The organism is Mycobacterium dioxanotrophicus, from assembly GCF_002157835.1.
Lineage (GTDB): Bacteria > Actinomycetota > Actinomycetes > Mycobacteriales > Mycobacteriaceae > Mycobacterium > Mycobacterium dioxanotrophicus.
Genome location: NZ_CP020809.1, coordinates 472,438 through 494,238 on the forward strand (window position 1 = coordinate 472,438; position 21,801 = coordinate 494,238).

The 21,801-nt window shown below is 67.6% G+C and carries 19 protein-coding genes; 14 read left to right on the forward strand and 5 right to left on the reverse strand.

Translation table 11 applies throughout. The features are described from left to right. Positions 1–2 precede the first annotated feature (2 nt). On the reverse strand, positions 3–686 hold the full coding sequence (locus BTO20_RS02175) for a hemerythrin domain-containing protein (RefSeq protein WP_087072985.1): 684 nt from the start codon (positions 684–686) through the stop codon (positions 3–5). A 117-nt stretch (positions 687–803) separates the two neighbouring features. Here BTO20_RS02175 and BTO20_RS02180 point away from each other — a divergent pair, with 117 nt between their 5' ends. Then, positions 804–1,619, forward strand: coding sequence for a DUF5718 family protein (locus BTO20_RS02180; RefSeq protein ID WP_087072987.1), 816 nt, complete (start codon positions 804–806; stop codon positions 1,617–1,619). 12 nt (positions 1,620–1,631) lie between these two features. On the opposite strand, the gene BTO20_RS02185 is transcribed toward BTO20_RS02180, so the two are convergent. Both BTO20_RS02185 and BTO20_RS02190 read right to left on the reverse strand, forming a co-directional pair. Beyond that, positions 1,632–1,967 carry a PH domain-containing protein gene (locus BTO20_RS02185; RefSeq protein ID WP_087072989.1) on the reverse strand — a complete coding sequence of 112 codons (336 nt, stop codon included), beginning with the start codon at positions 1,965–1,967 and terminating at the stop codon, positions 1,632–1,634. Next, the gene (locus BTO20_RS02190) at positions 1,964–3,508 is read right to left on the reverse strand and encodes an MBL fold metallo-hydrolase (RefSeq protein ID WP_087072992.1); all 1,545 of its coding nucleotides are present in this window, start codon (positions 3,506–3,508) and stop codon (positions 1,964–1,966) included. The genes BTO20_RS02185 and BTO20_RS02190 overlap by 4 nt, the downstream gene beginning before the upstream one ends. Positions 3,509–3,648: 140 nt before the next feature. On the opposite strand from BTO20_RS02190, the gene BTO20_RS02195 reads away from it, so the two are divergent. From BTO20_RS02195 to BTO20_RS02205, 3 genes are read left to right on the forward strand one after another with little or no spacing between them, the layout of a single operon-like run. Continuing rightward, positions 3,649–4,443 (forward strand): lysophospholipid acyltransferase family protein, encoded by a 795-nt coding sequence (locus tag BTO20_RS02195; protein WP_087072994.1) that lies wholly within the window; start codon positions 3,649–3,651, stop codon positions 4,441–4,443. Between the two features lie 6 nt (positions 4,444–4,449). Further along, entirely contained in the window at positions 4,450–5,211 is a 762-nt protein-coding gene (locus BTO20_RS02200; RefSeq protein ID WP_087072995.1) for a lysophospholipid acyltransferase family protein, read from the forward strand. Then, positions 5,211–6,041: a Cof-type HAD-IIB family hydrolase gene (locus BTO20_RS02205; protein WP_087072997.1), complete on the forward strand. Its 831-nt coding sequence runs from the start codon at positions 5,211–5,213 to the stop codon at positions 6,039–6,041. The genes BTO20_RS02200 and BTO20_RS02205 overlap by 1 nt, the downstream gene beginning before the upstream one ends. 7 nt (positions 6,042–6,048) lie before the next feature. Here BTO20_RS02205 and BTO20_RS02210 read toward each other — a convergent pair whose 3' ends face one another. Together BTO20_RS02210 and BTO20_RS02215 are read right to left on the reverse strand one after the other, a co-directional pair. Further along, on the reverse strand, positions 6,049–7,644 hold the full coding sequence (locus tag BTO20_RS02210; RefSeq protein ID WP_087072999.1) for an N-acetylmuramoyl-L-alanine amidase: 1,596 nt from the start codon (positions 7,642–7,644) through the stop codon (positions 6,049–6,051). Positions 7,645–7,779: 135 nt separating this feature from the next. Next, a complete protein-coding gene (locus BTO20_RS02215) occupies positions 7,780–8,787 on the reverse strand; it encodes a hypothetical protein (protein WP_087073001.1) in 1,008 nt (335 codons plus the stop codon). Between the two features lie 213 nt (positions 8,788–9,000). Here BTO20_RS02215 and glf point away from each other — a divergent pair, with 213 nt between their 5' ends. From glf to fadD32, 10 genes are all read left to right on the forward strand, one after another. Next, a complete protein-coding gene (gene glf, locus BTO20_RS02220; protein ID WP_087073003.1) occupies positions 9,001–10,245 on the forward strand; it encodes a UDP-galactopyranose mutase in 1,245 nt (414 codons plus the stop codon). After that, complete coding sequence (locus BTO20_RS02225; RefSeq protein ID WP_087073005.1) at positions 10,242–12,179, forward strand: glycosyltransferase; 1,938 nt, start codon at positions 10,242–10,244, stop codon at positions 12,177–12,179. Before glf ends, BTO20_RS02225 begins: the two co-directional genes overlap by 4 nt. A 1-nt stretch (position 12,180) precedes the next feature. Beyond that, the gene (locus BTO20_RS02230; RefSeq protein ID WP_087073007.1) at positions 12,181–12,711 is read left to right on the forward strand and encodes a phosphatase PAP2 family protein; all 531 of its coding nucleotides are present in this window, start codon (positions 12,181–12,183) and stop codon (positions 12,709–12,711) included. A gap of 21 nt (positions 12,712–12,732) precedes the next feature. Continuing rightward, positions 12,733–13,650: a decaprenyl-phosphate phosphoribosyltransferase gene (locus tag BTO20_RS02235; protein WP_029370830.1), complete on the forward strand. Its 918-nt coding sequence runs from the start codon at positions 12,733–12,735 to the stop codon at positions 13,648–13,650. Then, entirely contained in the window at positions 13,628–15,682 is a 2,055-nt protein-coding gene (gene zomB / locus BTO20_RS02240) for a flagellar motor control protein ZomB (RefSeq protein ID WP_408632149.1), read from the forward strand. The genes BTO20_RS02235 and zomB overlap by 23 nt, the downstream gene beginning before the upstream one ends. Positions 15,683–15,982: 300 nt before the next feature. Next, positions 15,983–16,990 (forward strand): esterase family protein, encoded by a 1,008-nt coding sequence (locus BTO20_RS02245; protein ID WP_064946002.1) that lies wholly within the window; start codon positions 15,983–15,985, stop codon positions 16,988–16,990. A 221-nt stretch (positions 16,991–17,211) separates the two neighbouring features. Then, positions 17,212–18,114, forward strand: coding sequence for an alpha/beta hydrolase-fold protein (locus BTO20_RS02250; protein ID WP_087073009.1), 903 nt, complete (start codon positions 17,212–17,214; stop codon positions 18,112–18,114). 55 nt (positions 18,115–18,169) lie between these two features. After that, the gene (locus BTO20_RS02255; RefSeq protein WP_087073011.1) at positions 18,170–18,625 is read left to right on the forward strand and encodes a hypothetical protein; all 456 of its coding nucleotides are present in this window, start codon (positions 18,170–18,172) and stop codon (positions 18,623–18,625) included. Between the two features lie 8 nt (positions 18,626–18,633). Then, positions 18,634–19,644 (forward strand): carboxylesterase Culp6, encoded by a 1,011-nt coding sequence (culp6, locus tag BTO20_RS02260; protein ID WP_087073013.1) that lies wholly within the window; start codon positions 18,634–18,636, stop codon positions 19,642–19,644. A 217-nt stretch (positions 19,645–19,861) separates the two neighbouring features. After that, positions 19,862–21,754 (forward strand): long-chain-fatty-acid--AMP ligase FadD32, encoded by a 1,893-nt coding sequence (gene fadD32, locus BTO20_RS02265; RefSeq protein WP_087073015.1) that lies wholly within the window; start codon positions 19,862–19,864, stop codon positions 21,752–21,754. The last annotated feature ends 47 nt before the right edge of the window (positions 21,755–21,801 follow it).

Here is a 21,801-nt window from a genome sequence, read left to right on the forward strand (position 1 = left end):
CGTCACCGGCCGAAGACGGCCCGTTCCAGCCGACGGTGCCGCACCCCCAGCACGGCGAGCAGGATCCGCAGCCCGAGGCTCGCGTGCTGCGCGAGCTCGGTCCGCTCGTCGTCGGTCATCACCGCCAGCGAGCGGGGCCCGTCGAACGACATCCGTGCGCCGTCGCGGGCGGCGGCCTCCACAGCTGTCCAGTCCGCAACCGAGACGTGCTCGCTGATCAGTGGAAACACTTCCATCTCTTCGTCGTTGATGTGGTCGGTCAGCAGTGTCGAGAGCTCAGCGAGCTCGATGGCCATCAGACCGGCGACCCGGCGGTCGCCCATCGAAAGCCGGAACGCCGCGGCCCGGGCGCGCAGTTGGTCCAGCCGTGGATCCAGCGCGGCGTGGTCGTCGGTCAGCTCGCTGAGGTCCAGGTGGTTGCCCACGCTGGCCTGGATGACCGGCCACAGCACGCTGTCCTCGGTGCTGTGGTGGTGATGGATCGAATCGCACAGCATCTCCACGTAGCGGGAGATGGCGCGGGCCCGGCCGGGCGTACAGATCACGTCGCGGTCGCGGACCGCGACGGCCAGGTCGGTCAGGCGGGTCAGGTCCGCCAGCATGGCGCGGTGGGCCAGGGTGATGCCCAGCAGGTCCGGTTCGGGGTCCCCCGCGCGGCGGGGTTCGACGGTGACGGTGGTGGGCACGGCGGTACTCCTCGGACTGGATGCTCGGACGGGATGTGATGTCGGAGTACAGCCTGGTGGCGGCCACTTAAGCACGACTTGTCACCGGCTTGTCGCGCCCACAGTAGGGTTGCAGCCATGATCGATATCGACCTTGCCGAGCTGCGGAATTGGTTTGGGTTCGGCGTGGCGGGTAACTTCGCCGGCCATCTCGAGCAAGCGGGGGAGGCCGGCGATTTCGTCAAGGTCGTCACCGAAGGCTATGCGCCCAAAGGTATTTTCCCGTGGTACGCACCCGGTCGCGACGATTTCCTCGGCGAGTTCCCGCTGTCCAACGACGCCATCGTGCTGCCCGAGGCCGGTGAGAGCGACGGGCCGCTGAACCTGCAGATCGAACCCGAGGTCGGGGTCGCCTGCCGGGTGGTGTGGAACGGCGACACCGTGGTGCGGTTGGAGCCGTTCGCGCTCGGCGCGTTCAACGACTGCTCGATCCGGCGCCCCGGCGCCCCCAAGATCAGCTACAAGAAGAACTGGGGTCCGGCGTCGAAAGGTGTTGCGCCGCAGTTCTTCGACATCAGTGATCTGACCCCCGACGGTCCGACCGCCACCATGCGGTTGGTCTGCTTCCTGCAGGACGGGGACGGTGAGAAGCACGCCTACGGCGTCGACTCCCCGCTGGTCGGTTATTCGTACTACGGCGAGGTGCTGCTGGACTGGATCGTCGAGCGGCTGGCCAACCAGAAGGGTTCGGCGGACACGCCGTTGGAGGATGTCGGTGCACTGATGGTGGCCAGCGGGCATCCGCGCAACGTGCTGATCGGTATCGGCGCGACCCGCTACACGCCGCTGGGAGAGTCGACCTTCCTCAAGCCGGGCGACGAGGCCATCGTGCGGGTGTACGACACCGTGACAGACGCGTCATCCGAACTGCGACAGGTGGTTTCGGAAAGCTGACGGCGGTTGCACTCAGGGTCTTGGCAGCACCTCGGCGAGCATCTGGGTGAACTTCTCGGGATCGGCCGGGGTGAACGCCGGCCGCCAGTAGGAACCGTCGACCTCGAGGGTCACCAGGGTCGAGCGCAGTGGACGTCCGACATCCAACGGCAGCCATCGGCGCAGATCCGAACTGCCCCACAACCGGAAGCGGTGCAGCACGTTCAGCGACTCGGTCTTGTAGGTGCGGATGTCGCGCAGCGGGATGACCTTCGCCGTGCCCGACGGAAAGTGGTAGCGCCGCAACGTGATTGCCTCACGGTCCAGCTGGATCAGACCGTCGTCGTAGTACTGGTGCGGTGCGCTCACAATTGGGCGCACCTCAGCTCGTGTCCCTTGGTGGTCAGGCACTTGCCGTTCTGCAGGTTCCACTGCCAGCCGTGCAGGTTGCAGGTGAGGGTATTGCCTTCCACCACACCAAATTTCGACAGGTCCGCCTTCAGGTGGGGGCAGCGCCGCTGGATCTCCCAGCCGTCGAGGGTGATGGTCGCGGTGTCGTCGTGCGCCTCGGCGAACCAGCCGTCGGCGTAGGCGATCCGCTCGTCGGTCAGGCACTTGAAGAATGTGTAGAGGTACTCGTTGTAACCGCCGACCCGCCAGGCCCGGAAGCGGGTGGACAGGAAGATGGTGTTGACCCAGTCCGGTTCGTTGTCGCGCAGCACCGTGCGGACCAACTCGGGCGCGATCTCGAACCCGTAGCGGAACTTCTCGTCGGCAATCGGTTCGCGCACAGTGCGTTTGGGGAAGTCCAGCACCACCGTCTCGGCGCCGAGGCGCAGCTCGACGGGATAGCCGATGCCGTCGCAGATCTGGTCGGACTGCAGCATGATCGGTTCGAAGACCGCACGCAACGGTTCCAGCAGCGGTTCTCCCGCCGCGGGCGCCCAGCCGGCCTTCTCGGCGGCCAGCACGGGGGCCATCCGCTGGGCGTAGTCCTCGATGTAGGCGGCCTTGCCGGTGGTGAACACAGCCTCGGGGTCTTCGATCGGATGGCTGAGGCCGTTCAGCTCCGAGCCGGTGAAATCGGCGACCGACCCGGGCACCATGAGCAGGCCGCGATCATGGCCGTGGCGGCGCATCTGATCGAGGAACACCACCTGGTCGGGGAAGATGTTGGCCGGGTCACCATGGTCGTCGTTGAGGTCACGCAGCTCCGGGTCCAGGAAGCAGGGCGGACCGGCCGAGGGGATCACCCAGGTGGCCCCGACCTGGGCGATGTACTGGCGGCAGCGGTCCATCTGGCGCTGGCGCTTCTGGATGCCGAAGGCCTCCTTGGCCCGCTCGGGCATGTCGTAGACCATCGGGTACCAGATGGCGCCGGAGTACTGCAGCATGTGCACGTCGACCTGGCCGAAGTCGGCATGCAGCACATCCAGGTCGACGGGCCGTGCGTCGTTCATGTTGAAGGCCGTCGTGACACCGTCGGACACCACCAGCCCGGAGTCGCCGATCGGGCCGTCCGCGGGGGCCCGCAACGCGATGATCATCACGTCGAGGTCGCCCTTGGGCCCGCTGACGGTGTGCTTGACCGAATCCGTGGTCTCGAAGAACGTGTGGAAGCCGAGCTTCTCCAACTCGCGGCGCAGGTCCGGCACGGGATAGTCCGGCAGCAGCACCACGGCGTCCTTGTTGACGTGGCGGCTCAGGTTCTCCGGGTCGAAGTGGTCCTTGTGCAGATGGGAGACATAGAGGTAATCGACGTCTCCCAGCGCCGTCCAGTCGAGCTGGCTGTTGTCCGGGAACGGGAACCACGATGCGAAGTACGCCGGGTTGACCCACGGATCGCACAAGATGCTGCCGGCCCTGGTATCGATCCGGAAGCCGGCATGTCCGACGCTTGTGACCTGCACGAATAGCCTTTCGATTCAGAACATGGAGCGCCAGCCAGCCTAGCCGGAATCCGGCGACGCGCCGAAGCGCTGCTGGCCAGGGCCGCATCGGGATCGGTCCGGCGGTCCGACCGTGATGGCTGCGCACTACGCTTGCGGCTGTGGAACCGGTGTACGGGACTGTCATCCAGCTCGCCCGGCTGGCGTGGCGGCTACAGGGGCTGAAGTTCACTGTGACCGGGGTGGAGAACCTGCCCGTCACCGGCGGAGCGGTGGTGGCCATCAACCACACCAGCTACTTCGACTTCACCTTCGCCGGCCTGCCTGCGTACAAGCAGAAGCGGGGCCGCAAGGTGCGGTTCATGGCCAAAAAAGAGGTGTTCGACAACAAGATCACCGGGCCGATCATGCGCAGCCTGCGCCATATCGAGGTGGACCGGGACAACGGCGCATCCTCCTACGATGCGGCTGTCGAGTACCTCAAAGCCGGTGAGCTGGTCGGGGTGTATCCCGAGGCCACCATCAGCCGCAGTTTCGAGATCAAGGGGTTCAAGTCCGGCGCGGCGCGGATGGCGATCCAGGCCGATGTGCCGATCGTTCCGCACATCGTCTGGGGTGCCCAGCGAATCTGGACCAAGGGACATCCGAAGAAGCTCTACCGGCCCAAGGTGCCGATCTTCATCACTGTCGGTGAGCCGATTCAGCCGACGCTGCCTGCCGCCGAGCTGACGGCGCTGCTGCATTCCCGGATGCAGCACCTGCTCGAACAGGTGCAGGACGCGTATGGGCCGTACCCTCCCGGCGAGTTCTGGGTGCCGCATCGCCTAGGCGGCGGCGCGCCGTCACTGGCCGAGGCCAACCGGATGGATGCCGAGGAGGCCGCGGAGAAGGCGGCCCGGCGGCGGGCGTTGGGGGAACAGACCGGGCCGGCCGAGCCGACTGGTGCGTCGGGGTAGGTCCGGATGGAACCCGTTTTCCGAAGTTTGGAAATCGCAGCCGAGTTGGCGGTTCGGGCTACCGGAACCAGGATCACCTTCCGCGGCGTGGAGAATCTGCCGGCGACGGGCGGCGCCGTCGTCGCGATCAACCACACCAGCTATGTGGACTTTCTGCCCGCCGCCCTGGCCGCGAAGGAACGCGGCCGCCGGATGCGCTTCATGATCAAGGCCGAGATGCAGCAGGTGAAGCCGGTCAATTTCCTGATCAGGCACACCAGGACGATTCCCGTGCATCGCGAGGCCGGGGCCGGGGCCTATGCCCTCGCGGTGCAATCGTTGCGCCACGGCGAACTGGTCGGCGTATACCCGGAAGCCACCATCAGCCGCAGCTTCGAACTCAAGGGCTTCAAGACCGGGGCGGTGCGCATGGCCTTGGAGGCTGACGTGCCGATCGTCCCGCTGATCGTCTGGGGCGTACACCGGATTTGGACCAAGGACCATCCGAGGACGTTGGGGCGCAAGAAGTTTCCCGTGACCGTCGAGCTGGGCCCGCCCATCGCGCCGGCCGGCACGGTCGAGCAACTGGATGCGCGGCTGCGCACCTCGATGACGGATCTGCTGGACCGGGTGCAGCGCGAGTACCCGGCGCCCCCGGGAGAGTACTGGGTGCCGCGCCGACTGGGCGGGTCGGCGCCGACACCGGAGGAGGCCAAGCGCCTCGATGAGGCCGAGTTGGCCGAGCGCGCGCGTAAGCGCGCGGGCAAATCGACAGGAAAACATATTTGATGGCGATCGATCCGAGACCGCGGCTGATCGCCACGGACGTTGACGGAACGCTGCTCGACGAAGACGAGAAGGTGACCCCCCGCACGCGCGCAGCCGTGCAGGCCGCCGTCGCGTCTGGCGCGGTGTTCGTACTGGCGACGGGCCGGCCGCCGCGTTGGATCACGCCCGTGGTCGAGGGGCTGGGGCTGGCGCCGCTCGCGGTGTGCGCCAACGGCGCGGTGATCTACGACCCGCAGACCGACCGGATCGTCTCGGCGAACACGCTGCTGCCCGATGCCCTCGGTGAACTCGCCGAGATCGCGAACCGGGTGATCCCCGGCGCGGGTCTGGCGGTCGAGCGCGTGGGCACCTCGGCGCACGATGCGGCCACCCCGCAGTTCGTCAGCTCGCCGGGTTACGAGCACGCGTGGCTCAACCCCGACAACACCGAGGTGTCCGTCGAGGACCTGTTGTCCCAGCCCGCCGTGAAACTGCTGGTCCGCAAGGCGGGTGCACGCAGCTCCGACATGGCAGCCGCGCTCGTCGAGCACGTCGGCCTGCTCGGCGACATCACCTACTCGACCAACAACGGTCTGATCGAGGTGGTGCCGGTGGGCATCAGCAAGGCCACCGGGGTGGAGCAGCTCGCAGGCCCGCTCGGGCTCAGCGCCGTCGACGTCGTCGCGTTCGGCGACATGCCCAACGACGTGCCGATGCTGAGCTGGGCCGGGCGCGGCGTGGCCATGGGCAATGCCCACCCCGAGGCCTTGGCGGCTGCCGACGAGGTGACCGTGACCAACGCCGACGACGGCGTGGCGCGGGTGCTGGAACGCTGGTGGGGCGATCGTTAGGTGATCACTAGGTGATCGGGGTGAACCGCTCCAGCTGAACTGGCTGCTGGTCGGCCGGCGGCGGCGGGAGTTCCTGCGGAACCCCGTCGACCACGCGGGTCACGGTGCCCTTCTCGCGGTCGAAGTTCAGCGTGCCGTGCTGGAAGTTCTGCCCGATCCACAGCGGTTCGGGGATCTCGCCGCTGGTCGGCAGTCCGAGGATGCCGCGTTCGAAGCCGAGCGAGCCCCAGGCTTCGTAGATGGCTCCGGTGACGGGCTGGGCCCCGCTCTCCGGTGACCAGTAGATCGCGCCGCGCTCGAAGGTGGCGTAACGCGCGGACCCTTCCGCCGCGGTCTCCGGCGAAGTCGGGTTGCCGAGCAGCCCGCCGGAGGCTCCGAGGGATTCCCAGCGGGCGTAGATGGCCCCGCCTCGCATCTGTTCGGCCAGGTCCGCCGGGCCCGGCGGCTGGTTGAACCGGGCGGCGATGTCGCGGAGGCGGTCCATCTCGGCGTAGGCGGCATTGCCGGGGCACTCGGTGTTGCCGACGTCGCGGTGGGTGAAGATCGTCGGCAGGGTGGGGGTGGCACCGAGCGGGAAGTGGGTGAACGAGCCGCCGGCGGAGGTGAGCACCACGGTGCCCTTGGGGTCGACGTGGTCGAGGCCGAGCCGCCAGCCCAGCAGCCGTCCTACCGTGTTCAGCTGAATCTCGGTGGGTGGCACATCGTTGAAGTCGCCGATCATCGCCACACCCCAGGTGTCGCGGTTGAACCCACCGGTGTGCGAGCCCTCGACGGCCCGGTTGATGCCGCCTGCCCGGCCCTCGAAGACCTGGCCGTACTTGTCGACCAGCGCGTTGTAGGCGATGTCGCACCAGCCGAGCGTGCGGGCGTGGTACTCGTAGATCGACCGGACGATCCCGGCTGAGTCTTCCGGTGCGTAGTCGTTGCTGCCGGCCGTGTGGTGCACGACGGCGGCGCGAACACTCCTGTCGTACACCGGGTTTCCGCATCGCATCGACTCGTCGGCGCCCCACTGGGCGCGCGTGATGACGTTGGGCGGCACGCCGGGCGGAGTGGCGGCGGTGGGCAGCGGTCCGGTGTCCACCGGGGCCTTGGGCGGGGCGATGAGGACCGCGGTGACCGTCTGGGGGAGGGGCTGTTCGACGGACGCGGGCCGGTAGCCGAGGCCGGGCTGCCGGGGTCCGGGGGGTCTGGGTGTCGCGGCGTGGCTGACGGCGATCTGCACGGTGGTGGTGCGCCCGACGAACACCGGTTCGGTGCCGCGCGGCCCGGAGCCGCCCTCGTTGCCCACCCCGTCGAGGTTCTCCGCCTCGTACCAGGGTCCCCAGGAGCCGTCGGCTTTCTGCGCCCGGACCTTGGCCGAGGTGCCGCTGAGGTCCTGTGCGGTGAGCGCGACCATCGAGAACGGGGTGTCTTGGTGGACCTCCCGGACGCTGTCGCCGCCGCTCAGATTGTCCAGCGGTTGCTGAGTGAGTATCGGTGCAGCGTCGACTGGATCGGTGCGATTGCTACCGGGCACGCCGTCGACCGCCCAGGGCAGGATGACGACCGTTGCCGCGAGCGCAGTGAAGAGTAGTGGCGGCGCGGTACGGCGGGACAGCACGGACTGATGTTACGTATGTGTCTGTTGTTACGAATGTTTCGACACGCGATTCTCAGCCGGCACGCAACGGCACCGCAGAGCCTCCACTGGCTTCTGCGGTGCCGTTTCGTAACAAGCCTTTCCTGCCTGGGCCCGTCAGGGCGTCGGCAGCGGCGGTGCCGGTACGGGCGGTGCCGGCACCGCGGGTGCGGCCGCAGGCATGCCCTGTTTCATCGCCGAGGTGATGGCAGGCATCACCATGCCCTTGAGCAGATCGATCGCCTGGCCGGCGCCGAGCTGTTGGGCTGCGCTGGACAGGTCGCCGAAGAGGCCACCCCCACCAGTGCTGCTGGTGGCGGGCATCGCACTCAGCGACGGGTCGGTCCCCAGCGGGCCACCGAGGATCGGGTAGGTGCCACCCAGGCCCGGGTCGCCGGCGATCGGAACCTCACCCGGGGCGGGCAGGGCGCCGCCGTTGGAGATCGGCATCAGCGACGGGTCGGTGCCCAGACCGGGCGTGGTCAGGCCCGGCGTGGCGGGAGCGCCGAGGCTCGGCGTGGTCAGCCCACCGGGCACGGCTCCGGCCGGGTTGGTCAGCCCACCGGGCAGGGCGCCCGCAGGGTTGGTCAACGCCGGGTTGCTCAGGGCCGGGTTGCTCAGCGCGGGATCGGTCAGCGCACCCGGCGCGGTCAGGCTCGGCGTCGCCCCCGGAGCGGCACCGGGCAGGCCGGCACCACCGGGCGCCGTCAGACCGGGGCTGGTCAGTCCCGGATTGGTGAGCCCGGGGCTGGTGAGCCCGGGGCTGGTGAGCCCAGGTGAGGTGAGGCCGGGACTGGTCAGGCCGGGGGAGGTGAGGCCAGGGCTGGTCAGCCCGGGCGCGCCCAGGCCGGGGGAGGTCAGCGTCGGCGAGGCGAGCGAGGGCGACGCCCCGGTGCCGCCGAGCAACCCGCCCGGCAGGTTGATGCCGAACTGGGAGAGCCCCTGGGACAGCGCGGACATCAGCTCGGTGGGCAGGTCGGTGATCATGGCGGCCTGGGTGAATTCGCGCTGCTGAGGCTCAGGGGAAAGCTGGGTGACCGCAACCAATGCTGCTGGACTTGCGACTGCCACTGCAGCGACTGCACGCATGGCTGTCGAGAGCTTGCGTCGACGTCGGTTCGGCACGGAAGTCTCCTCAAATTGGACTGCATATCTGTACTGCTCAGGTCTGTCAGCAGCTAAGGACGAAACGTGCGAAGCCCATGAGTGCCAACGTGATCGATGGTACTTGTGTGACTAATGGGTCTAGAGTGACGATATTGAATTGTGAGCGAATTGCGACCTACGCCCGCTATCGAATTCGGGCTGTAGCGGGCCGGTCGGATACCCTGGCTGCCGATGACGTCCTTATCTCCCCGGGTCGGCGCGGTCCAGCCCACAGGTCATTTCGACCTCTTTGTCGTTGGTTCCGGTTTCTTCGGCCTGACGATCGCCGAGCGCGTGGCGACGCAACTCGACAAGCGCGTACTTGTCATCGAGCGACGTCCGCACATCGGCGGTAACGCCTACTCCGAACCCGAACCGCAGACCGGTATCGAAGTCCACAAGTACGGTGCCCATCTGTTCCACACCTCCAATCAACGGGTATGGGACTACGTCCGGAACTTCACCGACTTCACCGGCTATCAGCACCGGGTGTTCGCCCTGCACAACGGGCAGGCCTACCAGTTCCCGATGGGCCTGGGCCTGGTGTCCCAGTTCTTCGGCCGCTACTTCACGCCGGACGAGGCCAGGGCGCTGATCGCCGAACAGGCCGCCGAGATCGACACCAAGGACGCCCAGAACCTCGAGGAAAAGGCCATCTCGCTGATCGGCCGCCCGCTCTACGAGGCGTTCGTCAAGCACTACACCGCCAAGCAGTGGCAGACCGATCCGAAGGAACTGCCCGCGGCCAACATCACCCGGCTGCCGGTGCGCTACACGTTCGACAACCGGTACTTCAACGACACCTACGAGGGGCTGCCGGTCGACGGCTACACCGCGTGGCTGGAGAAGATGGCCGCCGACGACCGTATCCAGGTGGTGCTCGACACCGACTGGTTCGACGTGCGCGAGAGCCTGCGGGCGCAGAACCCGGACGCGCCGGTGGTCTACACCGGGCCGCTGGACCGCTACTTCGACTATTCCGAAGGCCGGTTGGGTTGGCGCACACTCGATTTCGAGGTCGATGTGCTGGACACCGGAGACTTCCAGGGCACCGCCGTCATGAACTACAACGACGCCGACGTGCCATACACCCGCATCCATGAGTTCCGGCACTTCCACCCCGAGCGGGTGTACCCGGCCGACAAGACCGTGATCATGCGCGAGTACTCCCGGTTCGCCGAGAACGACGACGAGCCGTACTACCCGATCAACACCGAAGCCGACCGTGCCCTGCTGGCCACCTACCGGTCCCTGGCCAAGGCCGAAACAGCCTCGGCCAAGGTGCTTTTCGGTGGCCGCCTGGGCACCTACCAATACCTGGACATGCACATGGCCATCGCCAGCGCACTGAGCATGTACGACAACACGCTGGCGCCGCATCTGGCCGACGGTGCGCCGCTCGTCACCGAACCCGAAAAGGAAAGCAGCAAAGCATGAGTGACATCCCATCCGGCGCACTCGACGCCGGAGAATCCCGGGCCGTCAGTCTGCTGGCCCGCGTGATCCTGCCGCGACCGGGCGAGCCGCTCGACGTCCGCAAGCTCTACCTCGACGAGGATCCGACCAACGCGCGTCGCGCACACGCGCCCAGCCGCACGACGCTGGAAATCGGCCCGGAATCCGGGATATCGTTCGCGACCTACTTCAACGCGTTTCCGGCCAGCTACTGGCGACGCTGGTCGACGCTGAAATCTGTGGTGCTCCGCGTCGAGCTGACCGGGAGCGCCCGCGTCGACGTGTACCGCTCCAAGGCCACCGGTGCGCGCATCACCGTCGGAGGCGCACCCGTCTCCAGCGGCGACTCCGATGAGCCCGCGAGCGTCGAGTTCGAGATCGACCTGACCCCGTTCGAAGACGGCGGCTGGATCTGGTTCGACATCACCACCGACTCCAAGGTGACCATGCACAGCGCGGGCTGGTACGCGCCGACCGCCGCCCCCGGCCGGGCCAACGTCGCCGTCGGCATCCCGACCTTCAACCGGCCCGCAGACTGCGTCAACGCGCTGGCCGCACTCACCTCCGACCCGCTCGTCGACGAGGTGATCTGCGCGGTCATCGTGTCCGATCAGGGCACCAGCAAGGCCAAGGACCATCCCGGATTCACGCAGGCCGCTGCGGCACTGGGCAACCGGCTCTCGATTCACAACCAGCCGAACCTCGGCGGTTCCGGTGGATACAGCCGCGTGATGTACGAGGCGCTGAAGAACACCGACTGTGAGCAGATCCTGTTCATGGACGACGACATTCGTATCGAGCCGGACTCGATCCTGCGGGCCCTTGCGATGAACCGGTTCGCCAAGGAGCCGACGCTGGTCGGCGGCCAGATGCTCAACCTGCAGGAGCCGTCGCACCTGCACATCATGGGTGAGATGGTCGACCGCGCGAACTTCATGTGGTCGGCCGCGCCCAACGCCGAATACGACCACGATTTCGCCAAGTACGCCCTCGACGACGTCGATGCCTACCGCAGCAAGCTGCTGCACCGCCGCATCGACGTCGACTTCAACGGCTGGTGGATGTGCATGATCCCGCGCCAGGTCGCCGAAGAGGTCGGCCAGCCGGTACCGCTGTTCATCAAGTGGGATGACGTCGAATACGGGCTGCGCGCCGCGGAACACGGCTATCGCACGGTCACCCTGCCGGGCGCGGCGATCTGGCACATGGCCTGGAGCGACAAGGACGACGCGATCGACTGGCAGGCCTACTTCCACCTGCGCAACCGCTTGGTGGTGGCCGCGCTGCACTGGGACGGCGACGTCCGCGGCCTGCTGGCCAGCCACCTCAAGGCCACGTTCAAACACCTTCTCTGCCTTGAATATTCGACGGTGGCGATCCAGAACCAGGCGATGGAGGACTTCCTCGGCGGGCCGGAGCACATCTTCTCCGTGCTGGAATCGGCGCTGCCGGACATCCGGGCCCTGCGCTCGCAGTACCCGGACGCCGTGGTGCTCCCGGGTGCCACCGCGTTGCCGCCGGCGTCGGACCTGAAGCGCAAGAAGGTCCGCATCCCGGTCTCCAAGGCCGCCATCGCGATCCGGCTGGCCCGCGGCGTCGCCAACCAGCTGCGCGAGGCCGATCCCGAAACCCACGTCCGGCCGCAGATCAACGTGGCGACCCAGGACGCCCGGTGGTTCTCGCTGTGCATGGTCGACGGTGTCACCGTCACCACCGCCGACGGCCGCGGTGTCGTCTACCGTCAGCGCGACCGCGCGAAAATGTTTGCGCTGCTGCGTGCTTCGCTGCGCCAGCAGCTGCGGTTGGCCCGTCAGTTCGACCGCATGCGCAAGGTGTACCGCGATGCGTTGCCGACCCTGTCGAGCACCCAGAAGTGGGAGACCGTGCTGCTCGCCGAATCCGGCGAGAAGGCCTGAGATGGCCGACGCCCCGCGCGGCGAGGACGCCGTGCTGGTAGCCGTTCAGTCGGCACTGGCAGGCCGCACCGGCGTACTCGCCGGGGCGCGTGCGCTGTCCCACTTCGGGGAGCACAGCCTGGGCTGGGTCGGCCTGGCCGCGGCGGGTGCGCTGGTGCAGCCGTCCAAGCGCCGGTCCTGGCTTGCGGTGGGCGCCGGTGCCTTCCTGGCACACGCCGCCGCGGTGGTGATCAAGCGGGTGGTACGCCGCGAGCGTCCACACCACCCCGACATCGCGGTGAACGTGGGGACCCCGAGCCGGCTGAGTTTCCCGTCCGCGCACGCCACCTCGACCACCGCGGCCGCGGTGCTGCTGGCCCAGACCACCGGTCTGCCGCTGCCCGTGGTCCTGGTGCCGCCGATGGCGCTGTCGCGCCTGGTGCTCGGCGTGCACTACCCGACCGATGTGCTCACCGGCGTGGCCGTCGGTGCCCTGGTGGGAAAGGCGGTCGGGACAGCGGTGAACCGGGATTCTGGGGTCGAAGGAGACTGATGAGCGATGAGCACAGCCCGGATGAGTGAGGAAGCCCAGCCGACTTCCGGTCCGCCCAAGAACGTGGTGACCGGTGCCATCAAGGCGATGCGCCCCCGCCAGTGGGTCAAGAACCTGCTGGTGCTGGCCGCGCCGATGGCGGCGCTGGGCGGCGGCGTGCACTACAACTACGCCGACCTGGCCTACAACGTCTCGATCGCGTTCGTGGTGTTCTGCCTGGCGTCGTCGTCGATCTACCTGATCAACGACGCCCGCGACGTCGAGGCGGACCGGGCGCACCCGACCAAGCGGTTCCGGCCGATCGCGGCAGGCGTCGTGCCCGAGTGGCTGGCCTATCTGCTGGCGGTGGTGCTCGCCGCGGCGTCGCTGGGCATCTCCTGGTCGCTCACCCCGAACCTGGCCCTGGTGATGGCGATCTACGTGGCCATCCAGCTGGCCTACTGCTTCGGTCTGAAACATCAAGCGGTGCTGGACATCTGCATCGTGTCGTCCGGATTCCTGATCCGGGCCATCGCCGGTGGTGTGGCCACCGGCATCCCGCTGTCACAGTGGTTCCTGCTCGTCATGGCGTTCGGTTCCCTGTTCATGGCATCGGGCAAGCGGTACGCCGAACTGCAGCTGGCCGAGCGCACCGGCGCCAAGATCCGCAAGTCGCTGGAGAGCTACACCACCACGTACCTGCGCTTCGTCTGGACGCTGGCGGCCACCGCGGTGGTGGTCTGCTACGGACTGTGGGCCTTCGAGCGTGACCGGGTGGTCGGCTCGTCGTGGTTCGCCATATCGATGATCCCGTTCACCATCGCCATCCTGCGCTATGCGGTCGACGTCGATGGCGGCATCGCCGGCGAGCCCGAGGAGATCGCACTGCGGGACCGGGTTCTGCAGCTGCTGGCTGTGGCATGGATCGGGACCATCGGTGCTGCCATCGCTTTCAGCTGACCCCGTCAACGCCCGCCGGTGGCCCGGCGTGACCGACCTGCGCAGGCGGGCCGGCGGCCTGGGCGAGCGGTTCGAGAACTGGCCTGCCTTCCCGTACCACCCGTCGGTGCGCATCAGCCTGTGGGTCGGCGTCGTGGTGATCGCCGGGCTGTTCGGCTGGGGCGCCTGGCAACGCCGGTGGATCGCCGACGACGGCCTGATCGTGCTGCGCACGGTGCGAAACCTGTTGGCGGGCAACGGCCCGGTCTTCAATGCCGGGGAGCGCGTGGAGGCCAACACCTCGACGGCGTGGACCTACCTGGTGACCCTCGGCGCCTGGATCGGCGGCCCGCTGCGGCTGGAGTACGTCGTGCTGGCGCTGGCCCTGGTGCTGAGCGTGCTCGGCGTGGCGCTGGTCATGCTGGGTACCGGCCGCCTCTATGCGCCCAGCCTGCGGGGCCGTCGCGCGCTGCTGCTGCCGGCAGGCGCGCTGGTCTACATCGCGATCCCACCGGCCCGCGACTTCGCCACCTCGGGGCTCGAAAGTGGTTTGGTGCTGGCCTATCTCGGGTTGCTGTGGTGGATGATGGTGTGCTGGTCGCAGGCGCTGCGGGCCCATCCCGATCAGCAGCGGGGACAACAAAACATCACCGGCTCGGTGTTCGAGGCGTCGCTGGCCTTCGTCGCGGGGCTGAGCGTGCTGATGCGCCCGGAGCTGGCTCTGCTCGGCGGCGGTCTGCTGGTCATGATGCTGGTGGCCGCCCGCGGTTGGCGCCGCCGGACGTTGATCCTCGTCGCGGGTGGATTGCTGCCGGTGGGTTACCAGATCTTCCGGATGGGCTACTACGGCCTGCTGGTGCCCGGCACCGCGGTGGCCAAGGACGCCTCGGGGTCCAAATGGGCCCAGGGCTTCATCTACCTGACCAACTTCAACCACCCCTACCTGCTGTGGGTGCCTGCGGTGCTGCTGGTGCTGCTCGGAATGGTGTTGTTGGCCACCAGGACTCGGCCGTGGTGGGTCCGGCGGCAGGTGCCGCGGGGCTATGGCTGGCTGCCGCGCACCATCCAAAGTCCGCCTGCCATCGTCATTTTCATGGTGGCCAGCGGCTTCCTGCAGGCGGTGTACTGGGTGCGCCAAGGCGGTGACTTCATGCACGGCCGGGTGCTGCTGGCTCCGGTGTTCTGCATGCTGGCCCCGGTCGCGGTGATCCCGGTGGTGCTGCCCGACGGCACCAAGTTCACCCGGGAGACCGGTTATCTGCTGGCCGCCGCCACCAGCGTGCTGTGGGCTGCGGTGGTCGGCTGGTCGGTCTGGGCGGCCAACTCGCCGGGGCTCGGCGCCGATGCCACGCGGGTCACCTATTCCGGCATCGTCGACGAGCGGCGGTTCTACTCGCAGGCCACCGGTCACGCGCATCCGCTGACCGCTGCCGACTATCTGGACTACCCCCGCATGCGGGCGGTCCTCACGGCCATCAACAACACTCCCGACGGTGCCCTGCTGCTGCCGTCCGGCAACTACGACGTGTGGGACGTGGTGCCCGCGCTCCCGCCGCCGGCGGGCCTCACACCGTCGGAGCGTAGGGCGCTGACAACGCCGCACACAGTGTTTTTCACCAATCTCGGCATGGTCAGCATGAACACCGGGCTCAACGTACGGGTCATCGATCAGATCGGGCTGGCAAACCCCATGGCGATGCACACCCGACGCCTGACCGACGGCCGCATCGGCCACGACAAGAACCTGTTCCCGGACTGGGCGGTGGCCGAGGGACCGTTCCTCAAGGAACACCCGTATGTCCCGCCGTATCTGGACGAGGACTGGATCACCGAAGCCGGGGTGGCGCTGACGTGTCCGGACACCGACGCCATGCTGAATTCTGTGCGTGCCGAGATGGGTCCGCGACGGTTCCTGTCGAACCTCACGCACGCCTACGAATTCACCAAATACCGGATCGACCGCGTGCCGTTGTACGAGATCAACCGGTGTGGGCTGCAACCGCCGCCGACCAAGGTGCCGCCGTACACGGGCATGCCCGCAACCGGTCCGTAGTTTGCGCGGGGGCGGTGTCGCGGCGTTAGACCACAAACCTGGGATTTGGCTGTCAGCGGGTTGGTCTGTTTGGGTAACGCTAGGCCGTCATGGCCCGATACGTAATTGGGCCGCCGTGCGTCCGCTTGCGGTGTGCCCGATGGTCTGCCCTGATCGCACTTCGGACCACTGAGTGTGACCAGGGCAGACATCTGCTGAAAAGAAGAAAATGGCCTTGGTGTGGTTGACTACACGGGCACGTGAGCCGGTTACGTCCGCTGAATTGACGTGCGGCATACGACAGATGAGATAGGGAGCGGTATGAAGTTCGTTGGGAAGATGCGCGGCGCAGCGGCAGGTCTGTCGCGCCGGCTGACGGTTGCGGTCGCGGCAGCGGCCCTACTGCCTGGCCTGGTAGGCGTCGCGGGTGGCTCGGCGACTGCTGGGGCTTTCTCTCGCCCGGGTCTGCCGGTCGAGTATCTCGATGTTCCGTCGGCAGCGATGGGACGTGACATCCGCGTGGAGTTCCAGAGCGGTGGCCCGGGTGCGCCTGCGCTGTACCTGCTCGACGGTATGCGCGCACGTGACGACCAGAACGGCTGGGACATCGAACTCCCGACGTTCGAATGGTTCCTGAACTCCGGCATCTCCGTCGTGATGCCCGTCGGCGGCCAGTCCAGCTTCTACACCGACTGGTACAAGCCGGCGTGTGGCAGCAAGGACGGCGGCTGCAAGACCTACAAGTGGGAAACCTTCCTGAGCTCGGAGCTTCCGGCATGGCTGCAGGCCAACCGGCAGGTCAAGCCGACCGGTAGCGCCATCGTCGGTCTGTCGATGGCCGGTTCGTCCGCGCTGATCCTGTCGATGAACCACCCCGAGCAGTTCATCTACGCCGCTTCTCTGTCCGGCACCTTGAACCCCTCCGAGGGCTGGTGGCCCATGCTGATCAGCGTCTCGATGGGTGACGCCGGTGGCTACAAGGCCGACGACATGTGGGGTTCGACGGGCGACCCGAACAACGCCTGGAAGGCCAACGACCCGACCGTGAACGTCGGCAAGATCGCCGCCCAGGGCACCCGCCTGTGGATCTACTGCGGTAACGGCAAGCCGAACGAGTCCGGCGGCACCGACGTCCCCGCGAAGTTCCTCGAGGGCTTCCTGTGCCGCACCAACACCACGTTCCAGGAGAAGTACCTCGCCGCGGGCGGCCAGAACGCGGTGTTCAACTTCCCCCAGAGCGGTACCCACGCGTGGGTCTACTGGGGCCAGCAGCTGCAGGCCATGAAGCCTGACCTGCAGCGCGTGCTGGGTGCCACTCCGACCGCCTGATCAGGCGGCCGGTAGCGGCCGAACACGATATTGACGCTGACGGCGGCGATCCCTCTGGGGTCGCCGCCGTCAGCCGTTTCCATCGCCACCTGTGCATCCGATGTGGTTCACTACAACGGGTTCTGTGCTCCTCGCGTGCGCGGGGGTCTGTGCGGGGGCACTTTTCAGCAACGGGGTCCGATGGCTCTCCGGGAGTTCCCGGCGACAGGAGGGGTTTGAGGATGAGGCGTGGGTTGATTGCCGTGCGAGCGGTGCTGTTGACCGCGGTTCTGGCGGCCGGGCTGTGGACCTCGTCGGTCCTCTCCGGAACCCCGGCCCGAGCTGACGGGGTCGAGTACCTGATGGTGCCCTCGGCGGCAATGGGCCGCGACATCCCCGTGGCGTTCCAGGGCGGTGGGCCGCACGCGGTGTTCCTCCTCGACGCCTTCAACGCCGCTCCCGACGTGAGCAACTGGGTCAACGCCGGGCATGCCATGAGCACGCTGGCGGGCCGCGGCATCTCGGTCGCCGCCCCGGCCGGTGGCGCGTGGAGCCTCTACACCAACTGGGAGCAGGACGGCAGTAAGCAGTGGGAGACCTTTCTCTCCGACGAGCTGCCGAATTGGCTGGCCGCCAACAAGGGCCTGGCCCCGGGCGGGCACGGCATCGTCGGTGTCTCGCAGGGCGGGACCGCGGCAGTGACGCTCGCCGCATTTCACCCGGACCGTTTCCGGTTCGCGGGTTCGCTGTCGGGCTTCCTCACGCCGTCGGCCACCACGCTGAACGGCGCGATCACGGCCGGGCTTGCGCAGTACGGCGGCGTCGACAGCTACGGCATGTGGGGCGCGCCGCAGCTGGGCCGCTGGAAGTGGCGCGATCCCGACGTGCACGTGCAGCTGCTCGCCGATGCCAACACCCGGCTGTGGGTGTACACCCCCAACACCATGACGTGCAGTGATCCGGCCGCGATGATCGGTGTCTGCGACCAGGCGCAGGGCAGCAACCGGGCGTTCTACTCGCACTACCGCGGCGTGGGCGGCAGCAACGGGCACTTCGACTTCCAGGGTGGCGGCCAGCATGACTGGGGCAGCTGGGCGCCGCAGCTGGCCCAGATGTCCGGTGAATTGGTGGCCACCATCAAGTAGCTGCGGCCAATTCGGTTGTACCGGGGCAACTTTTGGCAGCCGGTACCGTGGAGACGTGCAACGCTCGGTACGGTCGGCCACCCTGGTTCTCGCGGTGTCCGCTTCGTCGTTGCTGACCGGCTGCGGCGCGGGCAGCGACATGATGGAACCACTGGCGTTGCCGACATCGCAGATCAACGACGCACACGCCCAGTCGGGTGACCTCGTGCCGGTACCGACCGCCCCGGTCGTCACCGCTGCGCAGCGGTCGTACCTCGACGCGTTGGCCGCTGCCGGTGTGAAGCCGTCGAGCGATCTTCAAGCCCTGACCATCGGGTCTTACGTCTGTCAGGCGCGGGCCGCGAAGCAGAATGATCAGGCGGTGTGGGATCTTGTGCTACCTCTGGTGCGCAGCGATGTGCGCGCCAACCACGTGGTGGACGGCAGCGCGTCAGTCGGGGACGAATCCAACGGTGAAGTCGCCGCCGCGGCCTCCGATTACATCCGCATCGCAACCGAACAACTCTGCTAGCAGGAGACATGGCGAAAAATTCTCGACGGAAGCGGCATCGCATCCTGGCCCTCATCGCTGCCGGTGCGATGGCACTTGTCGTGGTGCTGGTGGTGGCGATCGTGGTGATCGTGATGCGCAGGCCGGAGACGCCGTCGGCCCCGCCCAGCGCCCAGCCGTCCCCCGGGGTGCAGGTGCCGCCGACGACGCGTAAGCCGCGCCCGGCGTTCCAGAGCGCCGACTGCCCGGACGTGTTCGTGCTGTCGATCCCCGGCACCTGGGAGTCCTCGGTGCAGCTGGACCCGGCCAACCCGGTGCAGTTCCCGCTGGCGTTGCTGCTCAACGTGACCAATCCGCTGCGTGCGCAGTTCGACAGCTCGCGGATGGAGATCTACACGGTTCCCTATACCGCGCAGTTCCACAATCCGTTCGCCGCGGACAAGCAGATGTCCTACAACGACAGCCGCGCCGAGGGCACCCGCGTCGCGGTGAAGGCGTTGACGGACATGAACAACCGCTGCCCGCTGACCAGCTACGTGATCATGGGCTTCTCGCAGGGCGCGGTGATCGGCGGCGACATCGCCAGCGACATCGGCAACGGCCGCGGTCCGGTGGACGAGGACCTGGTGCTCGGTGTGACGTTGATCGCCGACGGGCGCCGGCAGATGGGTGTGGGCCAGGACGTCGGCCCCAACCCCGTCGGCCAGGGCGCCGAAGTGACCTTGCACGAGGTGCCGACGCTCTCAGCGCTGGGTTTGACGATGACGGGACCTCGCCCGGGCGGGTTCGGTGCCCTCAACGACCGCGCCAATGAGATCTGTGGCACGGGTGACCTGATCTGTTCGGCCCCGCAGGGGGCGTTCTCGATCGTCAACCTGCCTGCCACGCTGGAGACCTTGTCGGGTAGCGCCGCCGGTCCGGTCCACGCCCTCTACAACACTCCGCAGTTCTGGGTTCTCAATGGTCAGACGGCCACGCAGTGGACCCTGGCGTGGGCGCAGAACCTCATCGAGAATGCGCCGCATCCGGCACATGGATAACGGTTCGGCCACGAGCGTGCCGGATTTGGATGGGACCGCTGGACTCCCTTAATATTAAGAGAAAAGTAAGGGCTTCACGAAGGTGAGTCGCGAGTCCGATCGCGCGTACGATCTTCGGGGTTTGGGTACGCGCGGTCGGTGGACTGGCTGAGGCGCACCGTGAATGACGTGCGATAACAGGCTTCACCACGAGTGCGGCTCTGACGGGAGAAGAGATATGCCGTTCCACAATCCGTTCATCAAGGACGGACAGATCAAGTTTCCTGACGGCGCAAGCATCGTTGAACACGTCGAGCGCTGGGCGAAGGTGCGCGGCGACAAGCTCGCCTACCGGTTTCTCGACTTCTCCACCGAACGTGACGGCGTGGCCCGTGACCTGACGTGGGCGCAGTTCAGTGCCCGTAACAAGGCCGTCGCCGCCCGGTTGCAGCAGGTCACCCAGCCGGGCGACCGCGTCGCGATCCTCTGCCCGCAGAACCTCGACTACCTGGTGGCCTTCTTCGGCGCCCTCTACGCGGGCCGCATCGCGGTGCCGCTGTTCGACCCGTCCGAGCCGGGCCACGTCGGCCGCCTGCACGCGGTGCTGGACAACTGCCACCCGTCGGCCATCCTGACCACCACCGAGGCGGCCGAGGGGGTGCGCAAGTTCTTCCGCAGCAGGCCCGCCAACCAGCGGCCGCGCGTGATCGCCGTCGACGCCGTCCCGGATGACGTCGCCGCCACATGGGTCAAGCCCGATCAGCCCGACGAGACCACCATCGCGTACCTGCAGTACACCTCGGGCTCCACTCGCATCCCCACCGGCGTGCAGATCACCCACCTCAACCTGGCCACCAACGTGGTGCAGGTGGTCGAGGCGCTGGAAGGCGAAGACGGTGACCGTGGCCTGTCCTGGCTGCCGTTCTTCCACGACATGGGCCTGATCACCGCGCTGCTCGCGCCGATGATCGGCTACTACTTCACCTTCATGACGCCTGCCGCCTTCGTGCGTCGTCCCGAACGCTGGATCCGCGAGCTCGCCCGCAAGGAGGGCGACACCGGCGGCACCATCTCGGTCGCCCCCAACTTCGCATTCGACCATGCGGCGGCCCGCGGCGTGCCCAAGGAGGGCTCGGAGCCGCTCGACCTCTCGAATGTCAAGGCCATTCTCAACGGCAGCGAGCCCATCTCGGCGGCCACCGTGCGCCGGTTCAACGAGGCGTTCGAACCCTTCGGCTTCCCTCCCAAGGCCATCAAGCCCTCGTACGGCCTGGCCGAGGCCACGCTGTTCGTGTCGACCACGCCGTCGGCCGAGGAGCCCAAGATCATCACCGTCGACCGCGACGAGCTCAACAGCGGTCGCATCGTCGAGGTGCCCGAGGATTCACCCAAGGCCGTGGCCCAGGCCTCGGCGGGCAAGGTCGGCATCGCCGAGTGGGCGGTCATCGTCGACGCCGAGAGCGCGACCGAGCTGGCCGACGGCCAGGTCGGCGAGATCTGGATCAGCGGCCAGAACATGGGCACCGGTTACTGGGGCAAGGTCGACGAGACCCGCGAGACCTTTCAGAACACCCTCAAGTCGCGCACCAGCCCGTCGCACGCCGAGGGCGCGGCCGACGACGCCACCTGGGTGCGCACCGGCGACTACGGCGCCTTCTACGACGGTGACCTCTACATCACCGGTCGCGTCAAGGACCTGGTCATCATCGACGGCCGCAACCACTACCCGCAGGACCTGGAGTACTCGGCGCAGGAGGCCAGCAAGGCGCTGCGCACCGGGTACGTCGCAGCCTTCTCGGTGCCGGCCAACCAGCTGCCCGACGAGGTCTTCGAGAACGCCCACGCCGGCATCAAGCGCGACGCCGACGACACCTCCGAACAGCTCGTGATCGTGGCCGAGCGCGCGCCCGGCGCCCACAAGCTCGAGGTCGGCCCCATCTCCGACGACATCCGCGCCGCCATCGCGGTGCGGCACGGCGTCACGGTCCGCGACGTGCTGCTGACCGCCGCCGGCGCGATCCCGCGCACCTCCAGCGGCAAGATCGGCCGCCGCGCCTGCCGGGCTGCTTACCTGGACGGCAGCCTGCGCAGCGGCAAGATCGCCAACGCGTTCCCCGACGAGACAGACTGATGAGCGCTCGCGCGAAGAAGAGACGGCACTGATCGGACTTTCGACCG